Here is a 19,220-nt window from a genome sequence, read left to right as displayed (position 1 = left end):
GGTCCTTGGCAGCGCCAAAAGGTGGAGGACTTGGCTCGCGCCCGAATTACGATTGCACCACGAGGGAGTTGATGACCTTCTTCACGCCTTCTACCCGGGAGGCGATCTCGGCAGCGCGCTCGGCTTGCTCCCGGCTCTTGACGAAGCCCGAAAGCTGCACCACGCCGTCCTTGGTCTCCACGTTTACCTTGGAGCCGCTCACGCTCCTGTCCTTCAGCAGCATGGTCTTCACTTTCGCCGTGATCCAGGCGTCCGTCACGTATTCCCCGGCCTGGATGCGGTCGCTCAAGGACCTGGCCTTGACGAGCTCTTCCGAATCGAGGCGGCCGTCCCCGTTCCGGTCCGACTCGCGGAACGCTCCGGCATCTCCGCCTTTGTTGCGGAACTCTTCCGGCGACACCCAGCCGTCGCCGTTCGTGTCGTAGCTGCGCAATAGGCCATCGGCGCTGGCCGGATCGGCCGCCAGGGCCAAGGGTGCTGCCGTGGCGATTCCGGCCGCAGCGGCCAGCAGTTTAAGCCCCCTCAAGAGCGAGGCGTCAGGCGCATGAATGTTGTTGAACATTTTTTCCTCCTTCGCAGTTTTCGAGTCCACGGCGCCAGCGGCGCTCGCCTTTCTCTACGCGAGGACCGTGCCAGAGGAAAAAACGCTCACAAAACAAGTTGATAGTCAGAAAGAGTGGCGACCTGGGAGGTTGCCCCCGTCGCCTAGGCACGACGGGATCGCCCAGTGTCGTCGCAAGTCATTGATTGACTGATCATCTTGCGTCGCTGAAGGGCGACGCTCGGGCTTCAGGGGTCGGATTCCTGCCCCGAGGCCACGTCCGGCAGGTGATCGTATTTAAACATCCCGGGTTGGAGGTTCGCCCGGCGCAGGAGCCGATAGAACTCGGTGCGATTGCGCTGGGCAAGGCGCGCCGCTTCGGCCACGTTGCCCCGGGTGAGCTTGAGGAGCTGGATCAGGTAATCTCGCTCGAAGCGGGCTTTGGCCTCGGCGTAGGAGAGGACCTCGGTCGGATTCTCCCGCAGGGCCCGGGTCACGAGAGCGGCCGGGACCACCGGCGTCATAGTGAGGGCACAGCACTGCTCCACCACGTTGGCGAGCTGGCGGACATGGCCGGGCCAGGGGGCGCTTACCAGGGCATCCAGGGCTTCCGGAGCAAAGCCCGTGATTTGCTTGCGGTATTTGCGGGCGAGCAGGTGCAAGAAGTGGTTGGCGAGCAGCGGAATGTCCTCCCGGCGCTCGGCGAGGGGCGGAAGCCGCAGGGTCACCACTGCCAGTCGATAATAGAGGTCCTCCCGGAAACGTCCCTCCTCCACCGCTCGACGCAGGTCCCGATGGGTCGCGGAGATGAAGCGCACGTCCACCTGGGTGGCTTGGGTGGCGCCCACTGGCCGTACCTCCCGGTCCTGGAGCACCCGCAGCAACTTCACCTGCAGCGGGGTGGGCATGTCCCCGATTTCGTCCAGAAACAAGGTTCCTCCATGGGCCGTCTGGATGAGCCCGGTGTGGGGCCGGTTGGCGCCGGTAAAGGCTCCCTTCACGTGGCCGAACAGCTCCGACTCCAGGAGCGGTTCGGGTATTGCCCCGCAATTGATGGCCACGAATGGCCCGTCGCGACGGGGGCTCGCCCGGTGGATCGCCCGGGCGAGCAGCTCCTTTCCGGTGCCGCTCTCGCCCTGAATCAGCACCGCCGCGTCTGCAGCGGCCACCATCTTGGCCTCCGAGAGCACGGCACGCATGGCCGTGCTGCGGGTGATGATGTCGCGGCACCATTCATCGTCGCCTCCGGGAGCCCCGCCGCCGCAGATCTGGACGGCCTGGGCCACCTTGGCGAGCAGTATCTCCGGGTCGTAGGGCTTGGTGAGATAGGCGAACACGCCGCTCGCCGTCGCTTCCACCGCGTCGGGAATGGTGCCGTGGGCGGTGAGCACGATGACCGGCAGCGAAGGGTCCGAATCCCGGATCGACTGGAACAAAGCCATCCCGTCCAGGCCCTGGAGCCTCAAGTCGGTGACCACCACGTCGGGCCGTGCCAGTGCGAGGTGCGAGAGAGCGGCCTCCGCGCTTTCGACGGCGGTCACGGCGTAGCCCGCTGCCGCAAGCCGTGTGCTCACCAGCTTGAGCAGCGCGGGGTCGTCGTCCACCACCAAAACGCTCGGGCGCTTCGCGGCCATCTTTTCAGACGAGGGAGAATGGGGCGAAGGAAAAACTCGTTAGAATAATGCGCACGTCTCCTTTCGGGAAGCAGGAGCGGAAAAGAAGGGCGTCCGTTTCCGTTGCGCCCCTTGACGGGTTTCAATCCGGTGCGCAGGGCCGAGGGCCGGGAACAGTCTGCTTCCCAGCGAGGGAGTGGGTAATCTCGGATTGGCGGCGCCCCCACGGAGCGCTTTTCCCTTCGCGACGAGTTTTTTCCCGCCGGTTACCGTCCATGACGGACTTCTGGACCCATTGCGGCTATCATCTGCTCGCGCGCGACGGTGCCGGGCGATTGCGGGTCACCGATGATTTTCTGCGGGCTTACCTGGTGCGGCCAGAGCTCGCGCCGGTGCCGCAGTCGTGTCCCGCCGAACGGGCGTTGCACGAGGCTCTTATGGCGAGCCCCCGGCGCGAGGTCCCGCAAGCCGAGCTCGAGGCCATCGCCGACCAGGACGTCCGGGAAAACTACCGGGTGTTCCTGCGCTTCCGCGCACGCCTGCTGAGCGCCGAGACCTTGGAGGCGAGCTACCTCGCCCTTTTCCGGGAACCCAACGTGAGCGTGCCGCCTCTCTTCGTGCGCCAGCTCACCCAGATCATCTTGCGCAATATCCTGGAAGGCACGGCGGAGGCTCTGCAGGTGCGGGCAGCGGAGTTGTTTTTCCGCCCACAGAAGATTCGGCTCGAGGAGGGCCGGGCCATGGCGGCCGACCTGGAGACGGTGGAGCTCTACGCCACCACGGGCGGCTTCGGTTCCCTGGGAGAGCTCTTGGTGCAGTCCAGGACTCCCGTGCGCACCGTCGAGTTGGACGTCCTGTCCGAAGAGAGCGCCTTCGCGTACTGGGAACGGGACGAGCGCTTCGATACCGTGCTACCCTTGGGACCGTCCCAGCCGGGGGCCCGGGCGCTTGCCCGGGTGATGGAGCGCTGGGTCGAGCACTTCCACGGAGTTCGCGTGCGCATTCGACCCCTCGGGCGCATCGAGGACGAGCACTGGCGCTGGCACGTGGGGCTCGACGCCGAGGCGAGCGGCATCCTGAACGACCTGTACCGGGGCGTGGAAGTGGAGGAGCGGCGGCTCGAGCGTCTTCTCTGCCTGTTCCAGCTCGAGTTCGACAATCCCGCCGACATGTTGGCTCCAGTGGCTGGCCGGCCGGTCTACCTGGGGCTTGCCATGGACCAGGGGGAGGTGTTACGCATGAAGCCCCAGAACCTGCTGGTGAACCTGCCCCTCGCGCGCCGCGTATGAGCACCATGACCTGGGAGATACTGGTCCTTGTCGTCCTCGCGGCGGGGCTCGTGTTCTGGTACGACGCCTTGCGGGCCCGGGAGGCGGCCCTTAAGGCGGGAAAAGCCTTGTGTGAGCGGGCTGGAGTTCAGCTCTTAGACGAGACGGTAAGCGTGGTGGCCCTGGGTCTCGGCCGGGGCGCCGACGGGCGGCTCGCCATCCGCCGGTGCTACCGTTTCGAGTACAGCGATACCGGGGACAACCGCCGGCAGGGGCGCGTCGTCCTGCTCGGCACCCAGGTGCTGGAAGCGCGTCTGGAATGGCGCGGCGACGGGTCATGGCCCGAGGTGATCCATTGATCCGCCGGGCTCCGCATTCCCGCGTGATCTCCGGGCCATGAACGGGCCCGGGCGCTTCCCGAGGCTGTCGCCTTATCTCCTGCTCGTGGCCGCTACCCTGTTCTGGTCGGGGAATTTCGTGCTGGCCCGGGCGATGCACGAGGCGATTCCGCCTTTCGCCATGGCCTTCTGGCGCTGGTGCGGCGCGGCGCTCCTGATGCTTCCGTTCGTCGCGCGCCGGCTGTGGGTCCAGCGCCGCCTGGTGCTCGGCCATCTTCCAGTGCTCGTGGCCCTGGGCACTTTCGGGGTGGCCGGGTTCAACACCCTGGTCTACACAGGCCTGCAGTCCACCACCGCCACCAACGCCGTCCTTCTCAATTCGTCGATCCCAGTGGCCATCATGGCGCTGTCATGGGTGTTTCTCGGCGAAAGGCTTGCCTGGCGCCAGGCGCTGGGGGTGCTCGTATCCCTCGTCGGGGTGCTGGCCATCGTGACCCGGGGCGAGCCACAAATGCTGCTCGAGGTGCGGCTCGCCGAAGGCGATCTGTGGGTGCTGGCGGCGGTGGTCTCGTGGGCGGTCTATACCGTGCTCTTGAAGGCACGGCCGCCGGGACTGGATCCCTTGGCCTTCCTGGGGGCGATCGTACCGGCGGGGGTGGTGGTGCTACTCCCCCTTTATCTCTGGGAGCTTAGGGCGGGAAGGACGATGGAGCTGAGCGCCGCCACGGCAGCCAGCCTCGCCTACTTCGCTGTCTTTCCCTCCATTGTGTCCTACCTTTGCTGGAACCGGGCAGTGGCGGAGGTGGGCCCGTCCCGGGCGGGGCTCTTCATCCACTTGATGCCCGCCTTCGGGACGTTGCTTTCCGTGGCGTTCTTGGGCGAGGACCCCCAGCTCCATCAAGGGGTGGGAATCGCCTTGATCCTGGGCGGAATCGCCCTGACGGTGCGCCCTTTCCTGCGTTGAGGAAGCGGCGGGTACGATACGTAACGGGGGGCAGGCGCTACAATACGGCCTGCCGGCGCGGGCGCCCGCCCGGAGAAGCCCTAACATATTGAACTTCTGTCTTTCTGGCCCTATCTAAGGAGGGGTCGCGTAAGCCCCCGGTTAGAAAATCAACGCAAGGGAGTGGTTCGATGGTCAAGCGCATATTCCTCTTTTTGGTGACCAACCTGGCCGTCATCGTGGTGCTGGGCATCGTGCTGCGGCTGCTCGGTATCGATTCCTATCTGGCCCAGCAGGGCGGCCTTAACTATACCGCCCTGCTGGTCTTCGCCTCGGTATTCGGCTTCGGCGGCGCCTTCATTTCACTCGCCATGTCCAAGTGGAGCGCCAAGCGCATGACGGGGGCCGTGGTGATCGAGGAGCCGAGGACCGAGCTGGAGCGCTGGCTAGTGGAGACGGTGCGCCGCCAGGCCCAGGCGGCCGGCATCGGCATGCCGGAGGTGGCCATCTACGAGGCGCCGGACGCCAACGCCTTCGCCACCGGCATGAGCAAGGACAATGCATTGGTGGCGGTCAGCACCGGCCTGCTCCACAAGATGAGCCGCGATGAGGTGGAGGCAGTGCTGGGCCATGAGGTCAGCCACATCGCCAACGGCGACATGGTAACCCTGGCCCTGATCCAGGGTATCGTCAACACATTCGTCATTTTCCTAGCGCGGGTGGTGGGCAACATCGTAGACAAGGCGGTGTTCAAGACCGAGAACGGGCACGGCCCTGCCTTTTGGATCACCAGCATCCTGGCCGAGATCGTGTTCGGCATCCTCGCCAGCATCATCGTCATGTATTTCAGCCGCCAGCGGGAATTCCGCGCCGACCGGGGCGGCGCCCAGCTCGCGGGCCGCAACAAGATGATCGCGGCGCTCGAGCGGCTGAAGCGGGTCTATGAGGAGCCCTCTCTGCCTGACCAGATCTCTGCGTTCGGCATCTCCGGTCGCACCGGCGGGGGCTTGAAGCGCCTGTTCATGTCCCATCCGCCGCTGGACGAGCGCATTGCGGCGTTGAAGGCGGGAGTGTGAGGGGCGGGGTGGCGCTGGGTCAGGGCAGCGGCGGGACTTCGATGCCCAGCTGCTCCCGGAGGATTTCGGCGCAGCGCCTCGCGTCCCGGCGGTCCACCATCAAGCGCATTTCCCCCAGGGGAGTCCCCGGCAAAAGGCTGCCAAAGTTCTCGCCGGCCACGTAATAGCGGACTGCCTGGGCGTCCAGGTGTAGCTTGATGAGCGCTAGCTCCTGCACGTCGGGTGGGCGATAGAGCTCGACGTAGTCGGTGTCCATGGCCATCCGAGATCCATCTCGGGGCGCGGGCGCGGTTACCCCGCCTGCGGGCTTACTCCTCTTCCTCCAGCGTCGGGGATCGGCCGTCCCGGATGAGGCTTTCCCGGCGCTGGAGGTAGGCATCGCGCACGAAGACGTAGCGGTCCAAAGCTGCCTGTTCCAGGACGCTTTCCGTTCCCAGGAGATCAGAGCGGGCCTGGAGAAATCGCAGCACGCCAAGCCCTCGTGCCACGGCGGCATCTTCCATGTGGCTTACCGGCCATGCGTAGAAATCGCCGACAAGGCCCGCCGTGTCCCGGGGAAAGGTGCTTGGGCCAAGGATGGGCAGTACCAGGTAGGGCCCGGCGGGCAGGCCCCAATAGCCCAGGGTCTGGCCGAAGTCCTCGTTGCGCTTCTCCACCCCCAGCTCGGAGGCGACGTCCCGGAGGCCGCCCAGGCCCAGGGTCGTGTTCACCATGACCCGTCCGGCGTCGTTTAACGCCTCGTGCCACTTCATCTGCAGTGCGTCGTTTACGAAGACGATGACGTCGCCCAGGTTGGCGAAGAAGTTGCGCACGCCTTTGCGCACCTGCAGGGGCACGGTGTCCCGGTAGAGCTCGGCGAGGGGTCTCGCGATCTTTTCGTCGAAGTCCTGGTTGAACTGGAACATTTCCCGATTGAAGGGCTCGAGCGGATCGCGGCGGTCCGGGGCGGTAGCGCAGGCGGAGAGAAGAAGCAGCGCGGCGAAGCTCGCGAGGCACAGGAGGGAGCTGGAGGGCATGGAGCGTTCCTTTTCTTGTTCCCGGCCGCCGATTATAGCAACGGGGCTGCTTGCCCGCCTTCCGGCCCGGCTGATTGCTGAACCATAATGATGGCTTTTCGAGAGGAACGTTCCCATGGATCTGGGAATCCGCGGACGCCGGGCGCTCGTGTGCGCCTCGAGCAAGGGATTGGGACGGGCCTGCGCCTTCTCCCTTGCCCGGGAAGGGGTGGAGGTGACCCTGGTGGCCCGCACCCCCGGGCCGCTGGAGGGCACGGCAGAGGAAATTCGCGCCGCTACCGGCGTGCGGGTGACGACGGTAGCGGCGGACATCACCACGGCGTCGGGCCGTCGCGCGGCGTTGGCCGCCTGCCCCGAGCCGGACATCCTGGTGAACAACGCGGGCGGCCCGCCGCCGGGCGATTTCCGCGACTGGACCCGGGAGGACTGGATCGCCGCGCTGGAGGCCAACATGCTGACCCCCATCGAACTCATCAAGGCCACCGTGGACGGCATGATCGCACGGCGCTTCGGGCGCATCGTCAACATTACCTCCAGCGCGGTCAAGGCCCCTATCGACGTCCTGGGACTCTCCAACGGCGCCCGCGCGGGGCTCACAGGGTTCGTGGCGGGCCTCGCGCGCAAAACCGTGCGGCACAACGTTACCATCAACAACCTTCTGCCTGGGCCCTTCGAGACCGAGCGGCTCCAAGCCACCCTTGCCCATACTGCCAAGGTGGCGGGCAAGAGCGTTGAGGAGGTTCGCGAAGAGCGCATGCGGGCGAATCCGGCTGGGCGCTTCGGCGATCCCTGGGAGTTCGGCGAGCTGTGCGCCTATCTGTGCAGCGCTCAAGCGGGCTACATCACTGGCCAGAACATCCTGATCGACGGGGGAGCCTACCCGGGCACGTTCTGAGCCCCCGCGCTGGACTGCGCCGCTCGCCCGGTCCGCCGGGGCGCGATACCGCTCCGAATCGGGCTCCCGGGCGAGGAGTAAAATATAAATATCTTTTACAGATTCAAGCTCATGGAGCGCTGCCATGCTTACCCTCAAAGACGCATCCCTGCTTAAGAACCGCTGTTACGTCGACGGCGAATGGGTCGAGGCCGAGAGCGGGAAGGCTTTTCCGGTACGCAACCCCGCTGATGGGTCGGAACTGGCGCAGGTGCCTGACATGGGCGTGCAGGAGACGCGCCGCGCCATCGAAGCCGCCCACGCTGCCTGGCCCGCGTGGCGCGACAAGACCGCCAAGGAGCGCTCGGCGGTGCTCAAGCGCTGGCACCAGCTCATCCTGGACAACCAGGAGGATCTGGCACGCCTCATGACCGCGGAACAGGGCAAACCCCTCACCGAGTCTCGGGGCGAGATCGCCTACGGGGCTTCTTTCGTGGAATGGTTCGCCGAAGAGGCGAAGCGCGTCTACGGCGACGTGATTCCCCAGCACCAGCCGGACAAGCGGCTCATGGTGATCAAGCAGCCAGTGGGCGTGTGCGGGGCGATCACCCCCTGGAACTTCCCAAACGCCATGATCACCCGCAAGTGCGCCCCGGCTCTGGCGGCGGGCTGCACAGTGGTGGTGAAGCCCGCCGAGCAGACGCCCCTTTCGGCCCTGGCCTTGGCCGAGCTGGCCCACCGGGCCGGCATCCCCAGAGGGGTGTTTAACGTGATCACAGGGGACGCGCCCACCATCGGGCGGGAGCTGTGCGCGAGCCCCTTGGTGCGCAAGATTACCTTTACCGGATCCACCGAGGTGGGGCGGCTCCTCATGCGCCAGTCGGCGGACACGGTGAAGAGAATCTCCCTGGAGCTGGGCGGCAACGCCCCGTTCATCGTCTTCGACGACGCGGACCTGGACGAAGCAGTGGAAGGCGCCATGGCGTCCAAATATCGCAACACCGGCCAGACCTGCGTGTGCGCGAACCGCATCTTCGTGCAGGAGCGGGTCTACGACGCTTTCGCCGCCAAGCTGCGGGAGAAAATCGTGAGCCTCAGGGTGGGCAGCGGTTTCGAGGAGGGGGTACAGCAGGGGCCCCTCATCGATGCCCAGGCCCTCGCCAAGGTGGAAGAGCACATCGCCGACGCGGTGGCCAAGGGAGCGAAGGTAGTGGTGGGCGGCCGCCGCCACCCCCTGGGCGGCACCTTCTTTGAGCCCACCCTGCTCGTGGAAGTCAAACCCGGCATGAAGCTCATGCGAGAGGAGACCTTCGGTCCTGTGGCGCCGTTGATTCGATTCAAGAGCGAGGAAGAGGCCATCCGGCTGGCCAACGACACCGAGTACGGGCTCGCCTCCTACTTCTATGCTCGCGACATCGGGCGTATCTGGCGGGTCGCGGAGGCGCTGGAGTTCGGCATGGTGGGCATCAACGCCGGCATCATTTCCAACGAGTTGGCGCCCTTCGGCGGAATGAAGCAGTCGGGGCTTGGCCGGGAAGGATCCAAGTACGGCATCGACGAGTTCGTCGAGATCAAGTACCTGTGCCTGGGCGGCATCGACCGGTGATGCGCGCGGCGGCAGCGCTGATGAGACCTGATCAAGCCTTCTTTTCCGGCGGCAGCCGTCCTAGCAGGTAGAATTCCTCGTTCGGTCGCAGATTTATCAGGTTGGCCATGCGGTTGGACAAGGCGAAGAAAGCCGCGATCGCTCCGATGTCCCAGATGTCTTCGTCGGAAAACCCGTGGGAGCGTAGCACGGCGAAGTCCTCATCCCCGATCCGGTGGGATTCCTGGGCCACCTTGAGGGCGAAGTCCAGCATGGCCTTCTGCCGCGCCGTGATGTCGGCCTTGCGGTAATTGATCGCCACTTGGTCGGCGATCCACGGGTTTTTCGCCCGCACACGCAGGATCGCACCGTGGGCGACGACGCAGTACTGGCACTGGTTGGCGCCGCTGGTGGCCACTACGATCATTTCCCGCTCGGCCTTGGTGAGGCCGCCCTCTTTTTCCATCAAAGCGTCGTGGTAGGCGAAGAACGCCCGAAACTCTTCCGGACGGCGCGCTAGGGCGAGAAATACGTTGGGCACGAAGCCGGCTTTGTCCTGCACCTGCAGGATGCGGGTACGGATGTCCTGCGGAAGGCTTTCGAGCTCTGGAACCGGGTAGCGGCTGATGGGAGGGGTTGCCATGGGTGCGCTCCTTTCGACGAAAGGAAATCGTGCAGGAAAAAGCGGCACGCGGGCAAGGGGGAAGCACGAGCGAATCGGGTGACGGCACCCATTTTTCTACAGTAACATACCGCCGCCTGCTCGCCGCCCCGATGGGGGTTTGCGCCCCCCTTCTCCATGCGATGACGAGGAATCCCGCACCATGAATCTCCATCGATTGCTGCTTGAGCGCGCTGCCCAGGGCAAGCCGGTGCGCGTAGCCCTGATTGGCGCGGGTAAGTTTGGCGCCATGTTCCTGTCCCGGGTCTCGAGGATGCCGGGGGTGCACGTCATCGGGGTGGCGGATCTTTCGCTCGAGCGGGCGCGGGAGACGCTCGCGCGGGCGGGCTGGCCCCAGGCTCGGTATGCCGCCACTTCGGTGGAGGCAGCCCGCGTCAGCGGCAGCACCTGGCTCACCGACGATGCCTTGTCTTTGATCGCCGCTGGCCCGGTGGAAGTGGTGATCGACGCCACAGGGGACCCTGCCGCCGGCATCCGCCACGTGCTGGCGTGCTGCGACCACGGCAAGCACGTCGTCATGGTGAACGTGGAAGCCGATGCCCTGGCTGGACCGTTGCTCGCGCGCCGATGCCGGGAGGCGGGAGTCATCTATTCCTTGGCTTACGGCGACCAGCCGGCCCTCATTTGCGAACTGGTCGACTGGGCGCGGAGCGCGGGGTTCGAAGTGGTCGCCGCGGGCAAGGGAACCAAGTATCTCCCCGAGTACCATCGCTCCACACCCGACACGGTCTGGAGTCATTACGGCTTCAGCTCCGAGATGGTGGCCCGGGGTGACTTCAATGCCCGGATGTTCAACTCTTTTTTGGACGGTACCAAGTCAGCCATCGAAATGGCGTCCGTGGCCAACGCCGCGGGCCTTCTCCCTGCTCCCGAGGGACTCTCTTTCCCGCCTTGCGGCGTAGACGAGCTGCCCCAAGTACTCAAACCCCGCGGCGAAGGCGGGGTGCTTCACCATCGGGGACAGGTGGAGGTGGTCTCCAGCCTCCTGCGGGACGGTCGGCAGGTACGCCGGCATCTGCGCTGGGGCGTGTACGTGACCTTTGCCGCCGATAGCGACTACGTGCGCCGTTGCTTCCAGGAGTATGGCCTGGTCACCGACGCGAGCGGCAATTATGCCGCCATGTACAGGCCGTACCATCTGATCGGGTTGGAGCTGGGAATTAGCATCGCCTCGGTCGCCTTGCGCCGCGAGCCCACCGGCGTGCCAGGAGATTTCCTCGGCGACGTGGTGGCCAGAGCCAAGCGAGATTTGCGGGCGGGCCAGACGCTGGACGGGGAAGGGGGCTACACCGTATACGGGCACTTGTTGCCTGCCCGGGATTCCCTCGCCCTGCAGGGATTGCCCATTGGTCTGGCCCATGGTGCCAAGCTCAAGCGTGCGGTGGCGGCGGGCGACCTGCTCACCTGGAGCGACGTGGAGCTCGCGGAGAGCGGTGCGGTCCGTTTCCGCCGGGAAATGGAACGGATCTTCGCGCCGCCGACGGCCCGACCCGCGGCCGGGTGATCCGGCGGCTCGCGCGGGGCAGCCCTTTCCGGAAACCTCTCTGTATGTCATGGGATTTCCTTCCGGCGTGGCCGCCGGAGATCAATACGCTGGTCATTTTTGGCCTGGTCCTGTGGGCCGGCCTGGTGGGAGGCGAGCTCGCCCACCGCAGCCGCTATGTGCCGCGCATCACCGGCTATATTGCCATCGGGTTTCTGCTGGGCCCCAGCGTGTTGGACGTCTTTACCCGCTCCATGGTGGCGGGCGCCGGAATTTTCGTCGATACGGCCCTCGGCCTGATCCTCTTTCAGATCGGCCGACGACTTCACGTGCCCTCCCTGCGCAGCGATCGGGCGGTGTTGGCAACCGCCCTGGCGGAATGCTTCGCCTCCTTCGTTGCTGTCTACTGGGTGCTTACCGCGTTCGGCTTTCCTCCCGTGCATGCCGCCATCGCAGCCGCCATCGGCATTTCTTCCTCGCCTGCGGTGATGCTGCTGGTGATGCGGGAGTTCGACGCTCAAGGGCCGGTGAGCGAACGGGCGCTGACGATGATTGCCATCAACAACCTGTTGGCGTTTTTCTTCTTCATCGCGGTCCTGCCTTGGTTGCACCAGGAGCAACGGGCCGACTGGGTCGTGGCGCTCCTGCACCCCCTGTATCAAGTGGCGGGCTCCTTGCTCCTCGCCTATGTCCTCGCCCACCTTACCATCCGGCTCGGCCAGCTCATCGGCCATCGGGACAGCGCCCAGTTCGCCCTGCTGGTGGGGGTGATCGTCCTGGCGGTGGGCATGGCCCAAGCGCTCCACGTTTCGATCCTACTCACCCTCCTTTCCCTGGGTGTTCTGTGCCGCAACCTGGACCGGCGCCAGGCCCTCCTAGAGGTGGAGTTTGGCCACGGGGGCGACATCTTCTTCGTGGTGCTGTTCGTGGTGGCGGGAGCCAACCTACACCTGGAAGAGCTCGCCCGGGCGGGCTTGCTGGCGATCGCTTTCGTCCTTGCCCGCTTCATCGCCAAGTCCGCCGTCGTGTTCGTGGCAGGACGGTATTCTGGACTTTCTTCGACCCAGTCCTTCGGGCTGGGGCTTTCCCTCGTGCCCATGGCGGCCATGGCCATCGGTCTGCTCAAGATGACCGAGGAGCTCTACCCCGGCGCTGCTTCCCTCACCACCACCGTGCTCGCCGCTATCGCCATTCTGGAGACGGTGGGGCCCCTGGCCGTCCTGTGGGGCCTGCGCCTGGCGGGAGAGATCCGGCCGGAGGCGCGCCTCGATCACTGAAAAGGAGATACCTGGCTCTGCCGCGGCAGGCTGGCGGCGGCGAAGAGATAGAGACCAAGCGCCACCAGTACCACCGCGGTGAAGCCCGCGTGCACGGCGAGAAGGCTTGCGGTGACGGCGCCCACCACCGAGGCGCAGCCGTTGATGGCCCAGGCCCAGGGCACCAGGTGCCCCCAGCGCCGAGATACCTGGGCGAGGCCCAGAGGGAAGGGCATGCCCATGGGAAATGCGACCGGGGCGATCAGGGCCAGGGCCAGGGCGATGCGGGCCGGGTCGGGCAGTCCGATCCCATGGGCGGTGGCGAGCGGCAGTGCCAGGAGGGCGAGCCCTGCGCCGAGGCAGAGCAAGAGCATCGCCCGCCAGAGGGCATCCGGTCGGCGCTCCGGTTCCCGGAGGAGGCGTGCGGCAAAGCGACTGCCCATCCCTGCAAAGAGCAGAAATCCCGCCAGGGCGACCGCCACCGCGTACAAGGGATGGCTCAGGAACAGGGTGAGCTTCTGGATGAAAGCGATCTCCATCAGCATGAAGGCGAGCCCCACTGCGGCGAAGTACGCCGCGATGCGCCAAGTCGGTGCCGTGCGGGCGGACGCCGGTGCGGGTTGCAGAAATCTGAGCGGCAGCAGAATCAGCACGGCACTTGCTAGCAGAGCCTGAAGCAGGGTGGCCACCAGAACCGGATAGCCCCAGTCGACGGGTGGCAACGCTCCCTGGCGGCGTAGGGCCAGGAATTCGGGGACCGAGCGCCACTTGAAGGAATTGAAGAAATAGGGGCGATCGTCGGTGGCCGGGGCGATGGCAAACTTGTAGCGGGCGAGGTAGGCGCCCCGGTCGGGGGATAGGAGGGCCCGGGCGCCTTCGTCATACCAAGGCTGGGGTAGCAGCGTGTAGCGGTTGGCTTCATCCCGTTCCATGCCAGGGAAATACACCGGATCGAAGGCCCGGGTGCGACAGAAGACCCGGATGCGTTCTGCTTCCGCCGGGGTGATGACTCCGTTTTTGACGATGAGGGTCGCGGTCCGCCATCCCCGGATCATGGCGAGTCGGCGATCGGGATCGCCTACGCCCGCTCGCTCCAGGGCGAGAACGGCGGTGGCGAAGAGCTTGAGTGCGTCCCTGGGTGGGAGGGTGACCCAACGGGTGATGGCGAGGAGGCCATCCGGGTTCAGTCGCTGCAGATACGCCTCCAGGGCCTCGACCGTGTAGAGATAGCTTTCGGCGAGGGCATGCAGGCCCGCGCTGGAGGCACCGAAGGCGTCCAGCAGGGTCACCTGGATCAGATCGTAGCGGCCTCGGGCCGCCGCCACAAAGCCCCGCGCTTCGGCGAGGTGGAGGCGCACTCCGGGCAGATGATAAGGCCGCCCCGAGAACTCGGCGTAGTGGCGTTCCACCAGCTCCACCACCTGGGGGTTCAGCTCCACCGCGTCCACCGAGCGGGCGCCGTGATAGTGGGCCTGAAGCAGATCAATGCCGGTGCCGGCGCCCAGTACCAGCACCGCAGGCTGTTCCACCAAGTGATAGGGAAGCGCCCAGGTGACAAAGTCCAGGTACCGGAGGGAGTCGCGTTCTCCGTCGAAGCGGTCGATGGCGTGGGGGCCGTCCCCGTCGATGAACACCGCCAGCTGGGGCGGAGGCCCTTGGGGCGCGTTCAAGGACAGCCCAGGCGCATGGCGCAAGGGTACCGCGGAATTCTCCACTACGCTTACCAGGCCCAGGGGCGAAGAGGTTTCGAAGACAAGGCGCGCGCCCTGGACACCGAGGGCCTGGGCAAGGGGTTTGTATTCGGAGAGCTTGAGCCGCATAAGTCCGTCTGGCAGTCCCGCCGCGCCAGCGCCAACGAGCACGAGAAGCGCAGCGCCCAGGCGCGGATGGCCCAGGCGGAAAGCGCCGGCCGCCGCGGCCGCGCCGCCGATGGCGGCAACCAGGGCCAGGGCCTGCCCAGGGGCGAGGACGAACAGGGCGATCACGATGCCCAGGCTGCCGCAGGCGCCCCCTAGGATGTCGAAACTGTACACTCGCGGAATGTCGGTCCCGAAGCGGGTGAGGGTTAGACACACGCACACTGCAGCGAAGAAGAAGGGCAGGGCGAGCAAGGCGTAAGCTGTCGCCAGGTGCACGAGCTGGCGTCCGCTCCAGGCGAGCTCCAGGGGATTGAACCCTACGTGCTGGGCCGCCTGGGCGCAGAGCAGGGCGGTCAGGCCGAAGAGAGCGGCGGCGGCGATGAAGAGAAGCTCGTAGTGCCGTTCTAGCGGCTTGCGCAGCAGGCTCACCACCGATCCCGCGGCTCCATAGCCCAGCAGTCCGACGCTGATGATCATGTAGGCGAAGTGGTGCCACAGGACGATGGAGAAAATGCGGGTGAGCAGCACTTCGTAGGCGAGGGCCGCGGCGGAAACCAGGGCGACAGCGAGGAGCGGCGGTCTACTTGCGGTTCCGACAGCAGGGGGTGCGCAATGGGGAAGGGAGCTGCCGCTGGGAGGGGAGCCAGGAGCGGCCCGGGGCAGCGGCTCCTTGACGCCTTCCATTCCCATCAGTGGCCCCCCGCGAGGGGGACGAACCTCACCGGGAGGATTGGGCGGCTCTCGATGGCTCCCTCGACGCTCTTGCGCACCAGCATTAGGTGCTGGGTGAGGAAGGGAGCGCCGACCGGGATCACCATGCGCGCCCCGGGCTTGAGCTGGCGCACCAGGGGCGGTGGGATGTGGCTCGCCGCGGCAGTGACGATAATCGCGTCGAAGGGCGCTTCCTCCGGCCAGCCATAATAGCCGTCGCCCACGCGCACCTGCACCTGGCGGTAGCCCAGGCGCTTGAGCCGTTCTTCGGCGCTACGTCCCAGAGGCTCGATGATTTCGATGGTAAAGACCCGGGCGCCCATTTCCGCCAACACTGCCGCCTGGTAGCCGGAGCCGGTGCCCACCTCAAGCACCTTATGGCCCGGTGCCACCTCCAGCAGATCGGTCATCAGGGCCACGATATAGGGCTGGGAGATAGTCTGGCCGTGGCCGATAGGCAGGGGTCGGTTCTCGTAGGCGTTGGGGACCTGGCCCGAAGGAACAAACTGGTGGCGGGGCACCCGGGCAAGCGCCCCCATGACTCTGTCATCGATTCCGGCGCGGCCTGTCTCTGCTGCGGTCAGAGAGGCCATCCTGGCCACTTCTTCCACCATGCGCTGGCGCAGGGCGTCGTAGTGCTCTTGCGCCCAGGCCGTCTCGAATGCGAGCCACAGCAGCGCAGAAGCAAAGAGCAGAAGAGAGGGGCTACTTAACGCAGAGGGGGCGAAGGACGAGAAAGGAAAGTCTGGAAAGAAAGCGAGCAGGATGCGCTTTAGCACGCCGCGCAAGGATTTATCCATATTGCCCACCGCGCGCTTCGCCCGTTCCCAGCGTGCCCTGCGGACGGCTTCCGGGGGTATCCCCGTGATTCATTACGCCGGCTTTTCCAGGTCGGCGATCACGGCCGCCAAGAAGCGGCCCGCTTCCCCGCCGGTGACGGTACGGTGATCGAAGGTGAGGGAGAGGGGCAGGAGGCGATGCACTGCGGGCTGGCCCCCGACCGCCACCACCGCGTCCCGGATGCGTCCGGCGCCCAGGATGGCCACCGTGGGTGGCAGTACCACGGGTGCGGCGTAGCGGCCGGCGATCATGCCGAAGTTGGAGAGGGTGATGGTGTTGCCCCGCAGATCCTCTGGGGGCAGGCGCCGGGCTTTCATGTCTTCCACCAGCTGGTCGATCGCTTTGCGCAGCACCTGTGGTTCCATCTTGTCCACGTTTCGGATCACCGGGACGAACAGGCCGTCCGGGGTGTCCACCGCCAGCCCTAGGTGCACGTCCTTCACCAGCCAGCGGGCCATGGCCTGGGCATCGTACCAGGCGTTGAGTGCCGGCTCGGCCCGGCAACCGGCCACCAGGGCCCGGATCAGGCGCACGGTGACATCCTCCCCTGTCCGCCAGGCGTGGATGTCGGCGTCCTCCACCAGGGTAGCCGAGGCCACCTCGGCATTGGCTAGGGTCATGTTCTGGGCCATGGCGCGCCGCACGCCCCGCAGCATCTCCCGCGGCCCCGCCTCGGCCAGGATGCGCGCCACGCGCTGCACGTCGGCGGCCGTGATCAGGCCGTCCGGGCCGGTGGGGGTGACCATGGCCAGATCTACCTGGAGCTTCTGGGCGAGGGCGCGTACTGCCGGCGTTGCCTTGATGCCGCCCCCTATCGGTCGGGCGAGCAGCCCGGGAGTCTCCTCCACCCGCTCGCGCTGCCCCGCGGGCATCTGGCCCACCACGGTGCCCGTGTCTTCCTCGGCGGCCTCTCCCTCGAAGCCGGCGAGCGGGGCGCCCACATGCACCACTTCTCCGGGCTGCGCAAAGCGCTTGACCATACGCCCGGCGTAAGGTGCGGGGATGTCCACGATCGCCTTGGCGGTCTCCACCGACACCAGGGGCTGGTCGGCCTGCACCTCGTCTCCCTCCTGGACATGCCACTGGGCGATCTCCGCCTCGTGCAATCCCTCTCCCAAATCGGGAAGCTTGAAGATCCTCATCGTGTCCCTGCGGTTCAAGTTTTCAAGTTACGCGAACTTCAACGTCTTGCGCACGGCGGCGACGATGCGTTCCACGCTGGGCATGTACTGGTACTCGAGCCGTGCAAGGGGCACCACCACGTCGTAGCCTGTGACCCGCTCCACCGGGGCGAGGAGACTCAGCAGGCCCCGCTCGGCGAGACCCGCGGCGATCTCGGCGCCCAATCCCCCGGTGCGGGCTGCCTCGTGGACGATCACGCAGCGGCCCGTGCGGGCAACCGAGGCCAGGATGCTGCCCATGTCCAGAGGCTTGAGGGTGGCCACATCGAGCACCTCGCAGGAGATGCCTTCCGCCGCCAGAGCGTCGGCGGCCGCCAGTGTCTCGTACACCGTGGCGCCCCAGGAAACCAGGGTAACGTCGCTGCCTTCCCTCAAGGTGAAGCACACATCCAGGGGGAGGGCCTCGCCGTTGTCCGCCACCTCTTGCCGGAACAGGCGATAGAGGCGGGTGGGCTCCAGGAAGATGACCGGGTCGGGGTCGCGGATCGCGGCGAGCAACAGCCCGTAGGCCCGCTGGGGAGAGGAGGGGATTACCACCCGCAGCCCGGGGACATGGACGAAGAAAGCCTCCACGCTCTCTGAATGGTGCTCCGGCGCATGAATACCGGCACCGCACGGGGAACGCAGTACCATGGGGCAGGAGAGGCGCCCGCGGGTGCGGTGGCGCATGCGGCTAGCATGATTGACGATGTGGTCCAGGGCCGGGTAGATGAAGCCGGTAAACTGGATCTCCGCCACCGGTTTCAACCCCTGGGCGGCCATGCCCACGGAGATGCCGGCGATGGCGGTCTCCGCCAAGGGAGTGTCCAGCACCCGCTCAGCGCCGAAGCGGGCGAGCAGTCCCACGGTGGCGCGGAACACGCCGCCATTCACCCCCACGTCTTCCCCTAGCACGATGACTGTGGGATCCCGAGCCATCTCCCAGGCGAGGGCCATGTTGATGGCTTCCACCATGGTGACTTCAGCCATTGCTGCCTTCCTCGGAACAGAGGCTTCGCGGCGCGAAGGCGAGGGCGGTGGCGCGCTGCTCTTCCAGGGCGGCGGGCAGCGTGGCGTAGAGGCGGTCGAACATCTGTTCTGGCCCCGGCGGGGGGATTGCCAGGAATTCGTCCACCGCCGCCTGCACTCGGCGGGCGCACTCCTTCTCAAGCGCTTCTTCCTTCTCACGATCCCAGGCGCCGCAACGGGCGAGGTACGCCCGCAGCCGGGACAGGGGTTCTTCCGCCCAGCGGGCCTTCACCGTTTCCGCGTCCCGATAGCGGCTGGCGTCGTCGGCGGTGGTGTGATCCCCGAGCCGGTAGGTGAGGGCCTCGATCAAAGTCGGACCGCCACCAGCCCGTGCTTTGGCGAGGGCCTGCTCCACGGCGTGGCGCACGGCGACCACGTCATTGCCGTCCACCTGCTCGCCCGGGATGCCGGCGGCGATGGCCTTCTGGGCCAGGGTTTCGGCGGCCGTCTGGCGGGCGCGGGGTACCGAGATGGCCCACTGGTTGTTGTTGATCACGAACACCGCGGGCAGCCGCCACACGCCGGCGAGGTTGAGGGCCTCGTAGAAGTCACCTTTGGAAGTGGCTCCATCGCCGAACACGGCCACTGCCACCCGGGGCTCGCGCCGGTACTGGAAGGCATAGGCTACCCCCGCCGCGTGGCACACCTGACTGGCAATAGGGACGCAGATGGGAAAGTCGTGGGGCGGGCCGGAGAAGTTCATCCCCCGCTCATCCCCGCTCCAATAGAGGAGGATCTCGGTCATGGTGACGCCTCGCAGGAACTGGGCGCCGTATTCCCGATATGCAGGGAGCAGGACGTCCTCGGGGCGCATGGCGCTTCCCACGCCCACGCTCACCGCCTCCTGTCCCAGGGAGGAGGCGAAGGTGCCCAAACGTCCGGTGCGCTGTAGGGCAATGGCCTTGGCATCGAAGGCGCGGGTGAGGGCCATCATCCGGTACAAGGG

General features: G+C 66.3%; 18 protein-coding genes. 8 read left to right on the top strand and 10 right to left on the bottom strand.

Features of this window, described 5'->3' with window-relative positions:
• Positions 1-46: 46 nt before the first annotated feature.
• A complete protein-coding gene (locus V7Q81_RS07760; protein WP_333841680.1) occupies positions 47-562 on the bottom strand; it encodes a BON domain-containing protein in 516 nt (171 codons plus the stop codon).
• 227 nt (positions 563-789) lie between these two features.
• A complete protein-coding gene (locus V7Q81_RS07755) occupies positions 790-2,175 on the bottom strand; it encodes a sigma 54-interacting transcriptional regulator (protein WP_333841678.1) in 1,386 nt (461 codons plus the stop codon).
• A gap of 254 nt (positions 2,176-2,429) precedes the next feature.
• Here V7Q81_RS07755 and V7Q81_RS07750 point away from each other — a divergent pair, with 254 nt between their 5' ends.
• The 4 genes from V7Q81_RS07750 (at position 2,430) to htpX (ending at position 5,779) form a co-directional block, all read left to right on the top strand.
• Entirely contained in the window at positions 2,430-3,443 is a 1,014-nt protein-coding gene (locus tag V7Q81_RS07750; RefSeq protein WP_333841676.1) for a DUF6352 family protein, read from the top strand.
• 5 nt (positions 3,444-3,448) lie between these two features.
• Positions 3,449-3,781 (top strand): DUF3301 domain-containing protein, encoded by a 333-nt coding sequence (locus V7Q81_RS07745; protein ID WP_333841674.1) that lies wholly within the window; start codon positions 3,449-3,451, stop codon positions 3,779-3,781.
• Between the two features lie 37 nt (positions 3,782-3,818).
• A complete protein-coding gene (locus V7Q81_RS07740; protein ID WP_333841672.1) occupies positions 3,819-4,724 on the top strand; it encodes a DMT family transporter in 906 nt (301 codons plus the stop codon).
• A 170-nt stretch (positions 4,725-4,894) separates the two neighbouring features.
• Positions 4,895-5,779 (top strand): protease HtpX, encoded by an 885-nt coding sequence (htpX, locus tag V7Q81_RS07735; RefSeq protein ID WP_333841670.1) that lies wholly within the window; start codon positions 4,895-4,897, stop codon positions 5,777-5,779.
• A gap of 19 nt (positions 5,780-5,798) precedes the next feature.
• On the opposite strand, the gene V7Q81_RS07730 is transcribed toward htpX, so the two are convergent.
• Positions 5,799-6,035, bottom strand: a complete 237-nt coding sequence (locus V7Q81_RS07730; protein WP_333841668.1) for a putative signal transducing protein — start codon at positions 6,033-6,035, stop codon at positions 5,799-5,801.
• Positions 6,036-6,087: 52 nt separating this feature from the next.
• The gene (locus V7Q81_RS07725; protein ID WP_333841665.1) at positions 6,088-6,795 is read right to left on the bottom strand and encodes an MlaA family lipoprotein; all 708 of its coding nucleotides are present in this window, start codon (positions 6,793-6,795) and stop codon (positions 6,088-6,090) included.
• Between the two features lie 115 nt (positions 6,796-6,910).
• Here V7Q81_RS07725 and V7Q81_RS07720 point away from each other — a divergent pair, with 115 nt between their 5' ends.
• Positions 6,911-7,690, top strand: a complete 780-nt coding sequence (locus V7Q81_RS07720) for an SDR family oxidoreductase (RefSeq protein ID WP_333841662.1) — start codon at positions 6,911-6,913, stop codon at positions 7,688-7,690.
• A 124-nt stretch (positions 7,691-7,814) separates the two neighbouring features.
• The gene (locus V7Q81_RS07715) at positions 7,815-9,275 is read left to right on the top strand and encodes an NAD-dependent succinate-semialdehyde dehydrogenase (protein ID WP_333841658.1); all 1,461 of its coding nucleotides are present in this window, start codon (positions 7,815-7,817) and stop codon (positions 9,273-9,275) included.
• 31 nt (positions 9,276-9,306) lie between these two features.
• Here V7Q81_RS07715 and V7Q81_RS07710 read toward each other — a convergent pair whose 3' ends face one another.
• Positions 9,307-9,897: a peroxidase-related enzyme gene (locus V7Q81_RS07710; RefSeq protein ID WP_333841656.1), complete on the bottom strand. Its 591-nt coding sequence runs from the start codon at positions 9,895-9,897 to the stop codon at positions 9,307-9,309.
• A gap of 181 nt (positions 9,898-10,078) precedes the next feature.
• Between V7Q81_RS07710 and V7Q81_RS07705 the strand changes: the two genes are divergently transcribed.
• The gene (locus V7Q81_RS07705) at positions 10,079-11,440 is read left to right on the top strand and encodes an NAD(P)H-dependent oxidoreductase (RefSeq protein WP_333841654.1); all 1,362 of its coding nucleotides are present in this window, start codon (positions 10,079-10,081) and stop codon (positions 11,438-11,440) included.
• 44 nt (positions 11,441-11,484) lie between these two features.
• Positions 11,485-12,696, top strand: coding sequence for a cation:proton antiporter (locus tag V7Q81_RS07700; RefSeq protein WP_333841651.1), 1,212 nt, complete (start codon positions 11,485-11,487; stop codon positions 12,694-12,696).
• Here V7Q81_RS07700 and V7Q81_RS07695 read toward each other — a convergent pair.
• The 5 genes from V7Q81_RS07695 to pdhA all read right to left on the bottom strand — a co-directional run.
• The gene (locus tag V7Q81_RS07695) at positions 12,690-15,218 is read right to left on the bottom strand and encodes an SAM-dependent methyltransferase (RefSeq protein ID WP_333841648.1); all 2,529 of its coding nucleotides are present in this window, start codon (positions 15,216-15,218) and stop codon (positions 12,690-12,692) included. The two genes, V7Q81_RS07700 and V7Q81_RS07695, sit on opposite strands and share 7 nt — an antisense overlap.
• A 5-nt stretch (positions 15,219-15,223) precedes the next feature.
• Entirely contained in the window at positions 15,224-16,045 is an 822-nt protein-coding gene (locus tag V7Q81_RS07690) for a protein-L-isoaspartate(D-aspartate) O-methyltransferase (protein ID WP_333841646.1), read from the bottom strand.
• A gap of 72 nt (positions 16,046-16,117) precedes the next feature.
• Positions 16,118-17,227, bottom strand: a complete 1,110-nt coding sequence (locus tag V7Q81_RS07685; RefSeq protein WP_333841643.1) for a dihydrolipoamide acetyltransferase family protein — start codon at positions 17,225-17,227, stop codon at positions 16,118-16,120.
• Between the two features lie 27 nt (positions 17,228-17,254).
• A complete protein-coding gene (locus V7Q81_RS07680; protein ID WP_333841641.1) occupies positions 17,255-18,235 on the bottom strand; it encodes an alpha-ketoacid dehydrogenase subunit beta in 981 nt (326 codons plus the stop codon).
• Positions 18,228-19,220 (bottom strand): pyruvate dehydrogenase (acetyl-transferring) E1 component subunit alpha (pdhA, locus tag V7Q81_RS07675; protein ID WP_333841639.1); only part of this gene is annotated, 993 nt, incomplete at its 5' end. The genes pdhA and V7Q81_RS07680, both read right to left, overlap by 8 nt.

The organism is Pelomicrobium sp., from assembly GCF_036803785.1.
Classification (GTDB): Bacteria; Pseudomonadota; Gammaproteobacteria; order Burkholderiales; family UBA6910; genus Pelomicrobium.
The sequence above is the reverse complement of the archived record's forward strand: the minus strand, read 5'-3'. Positions and strand labels throughout refer to the sequence as shown.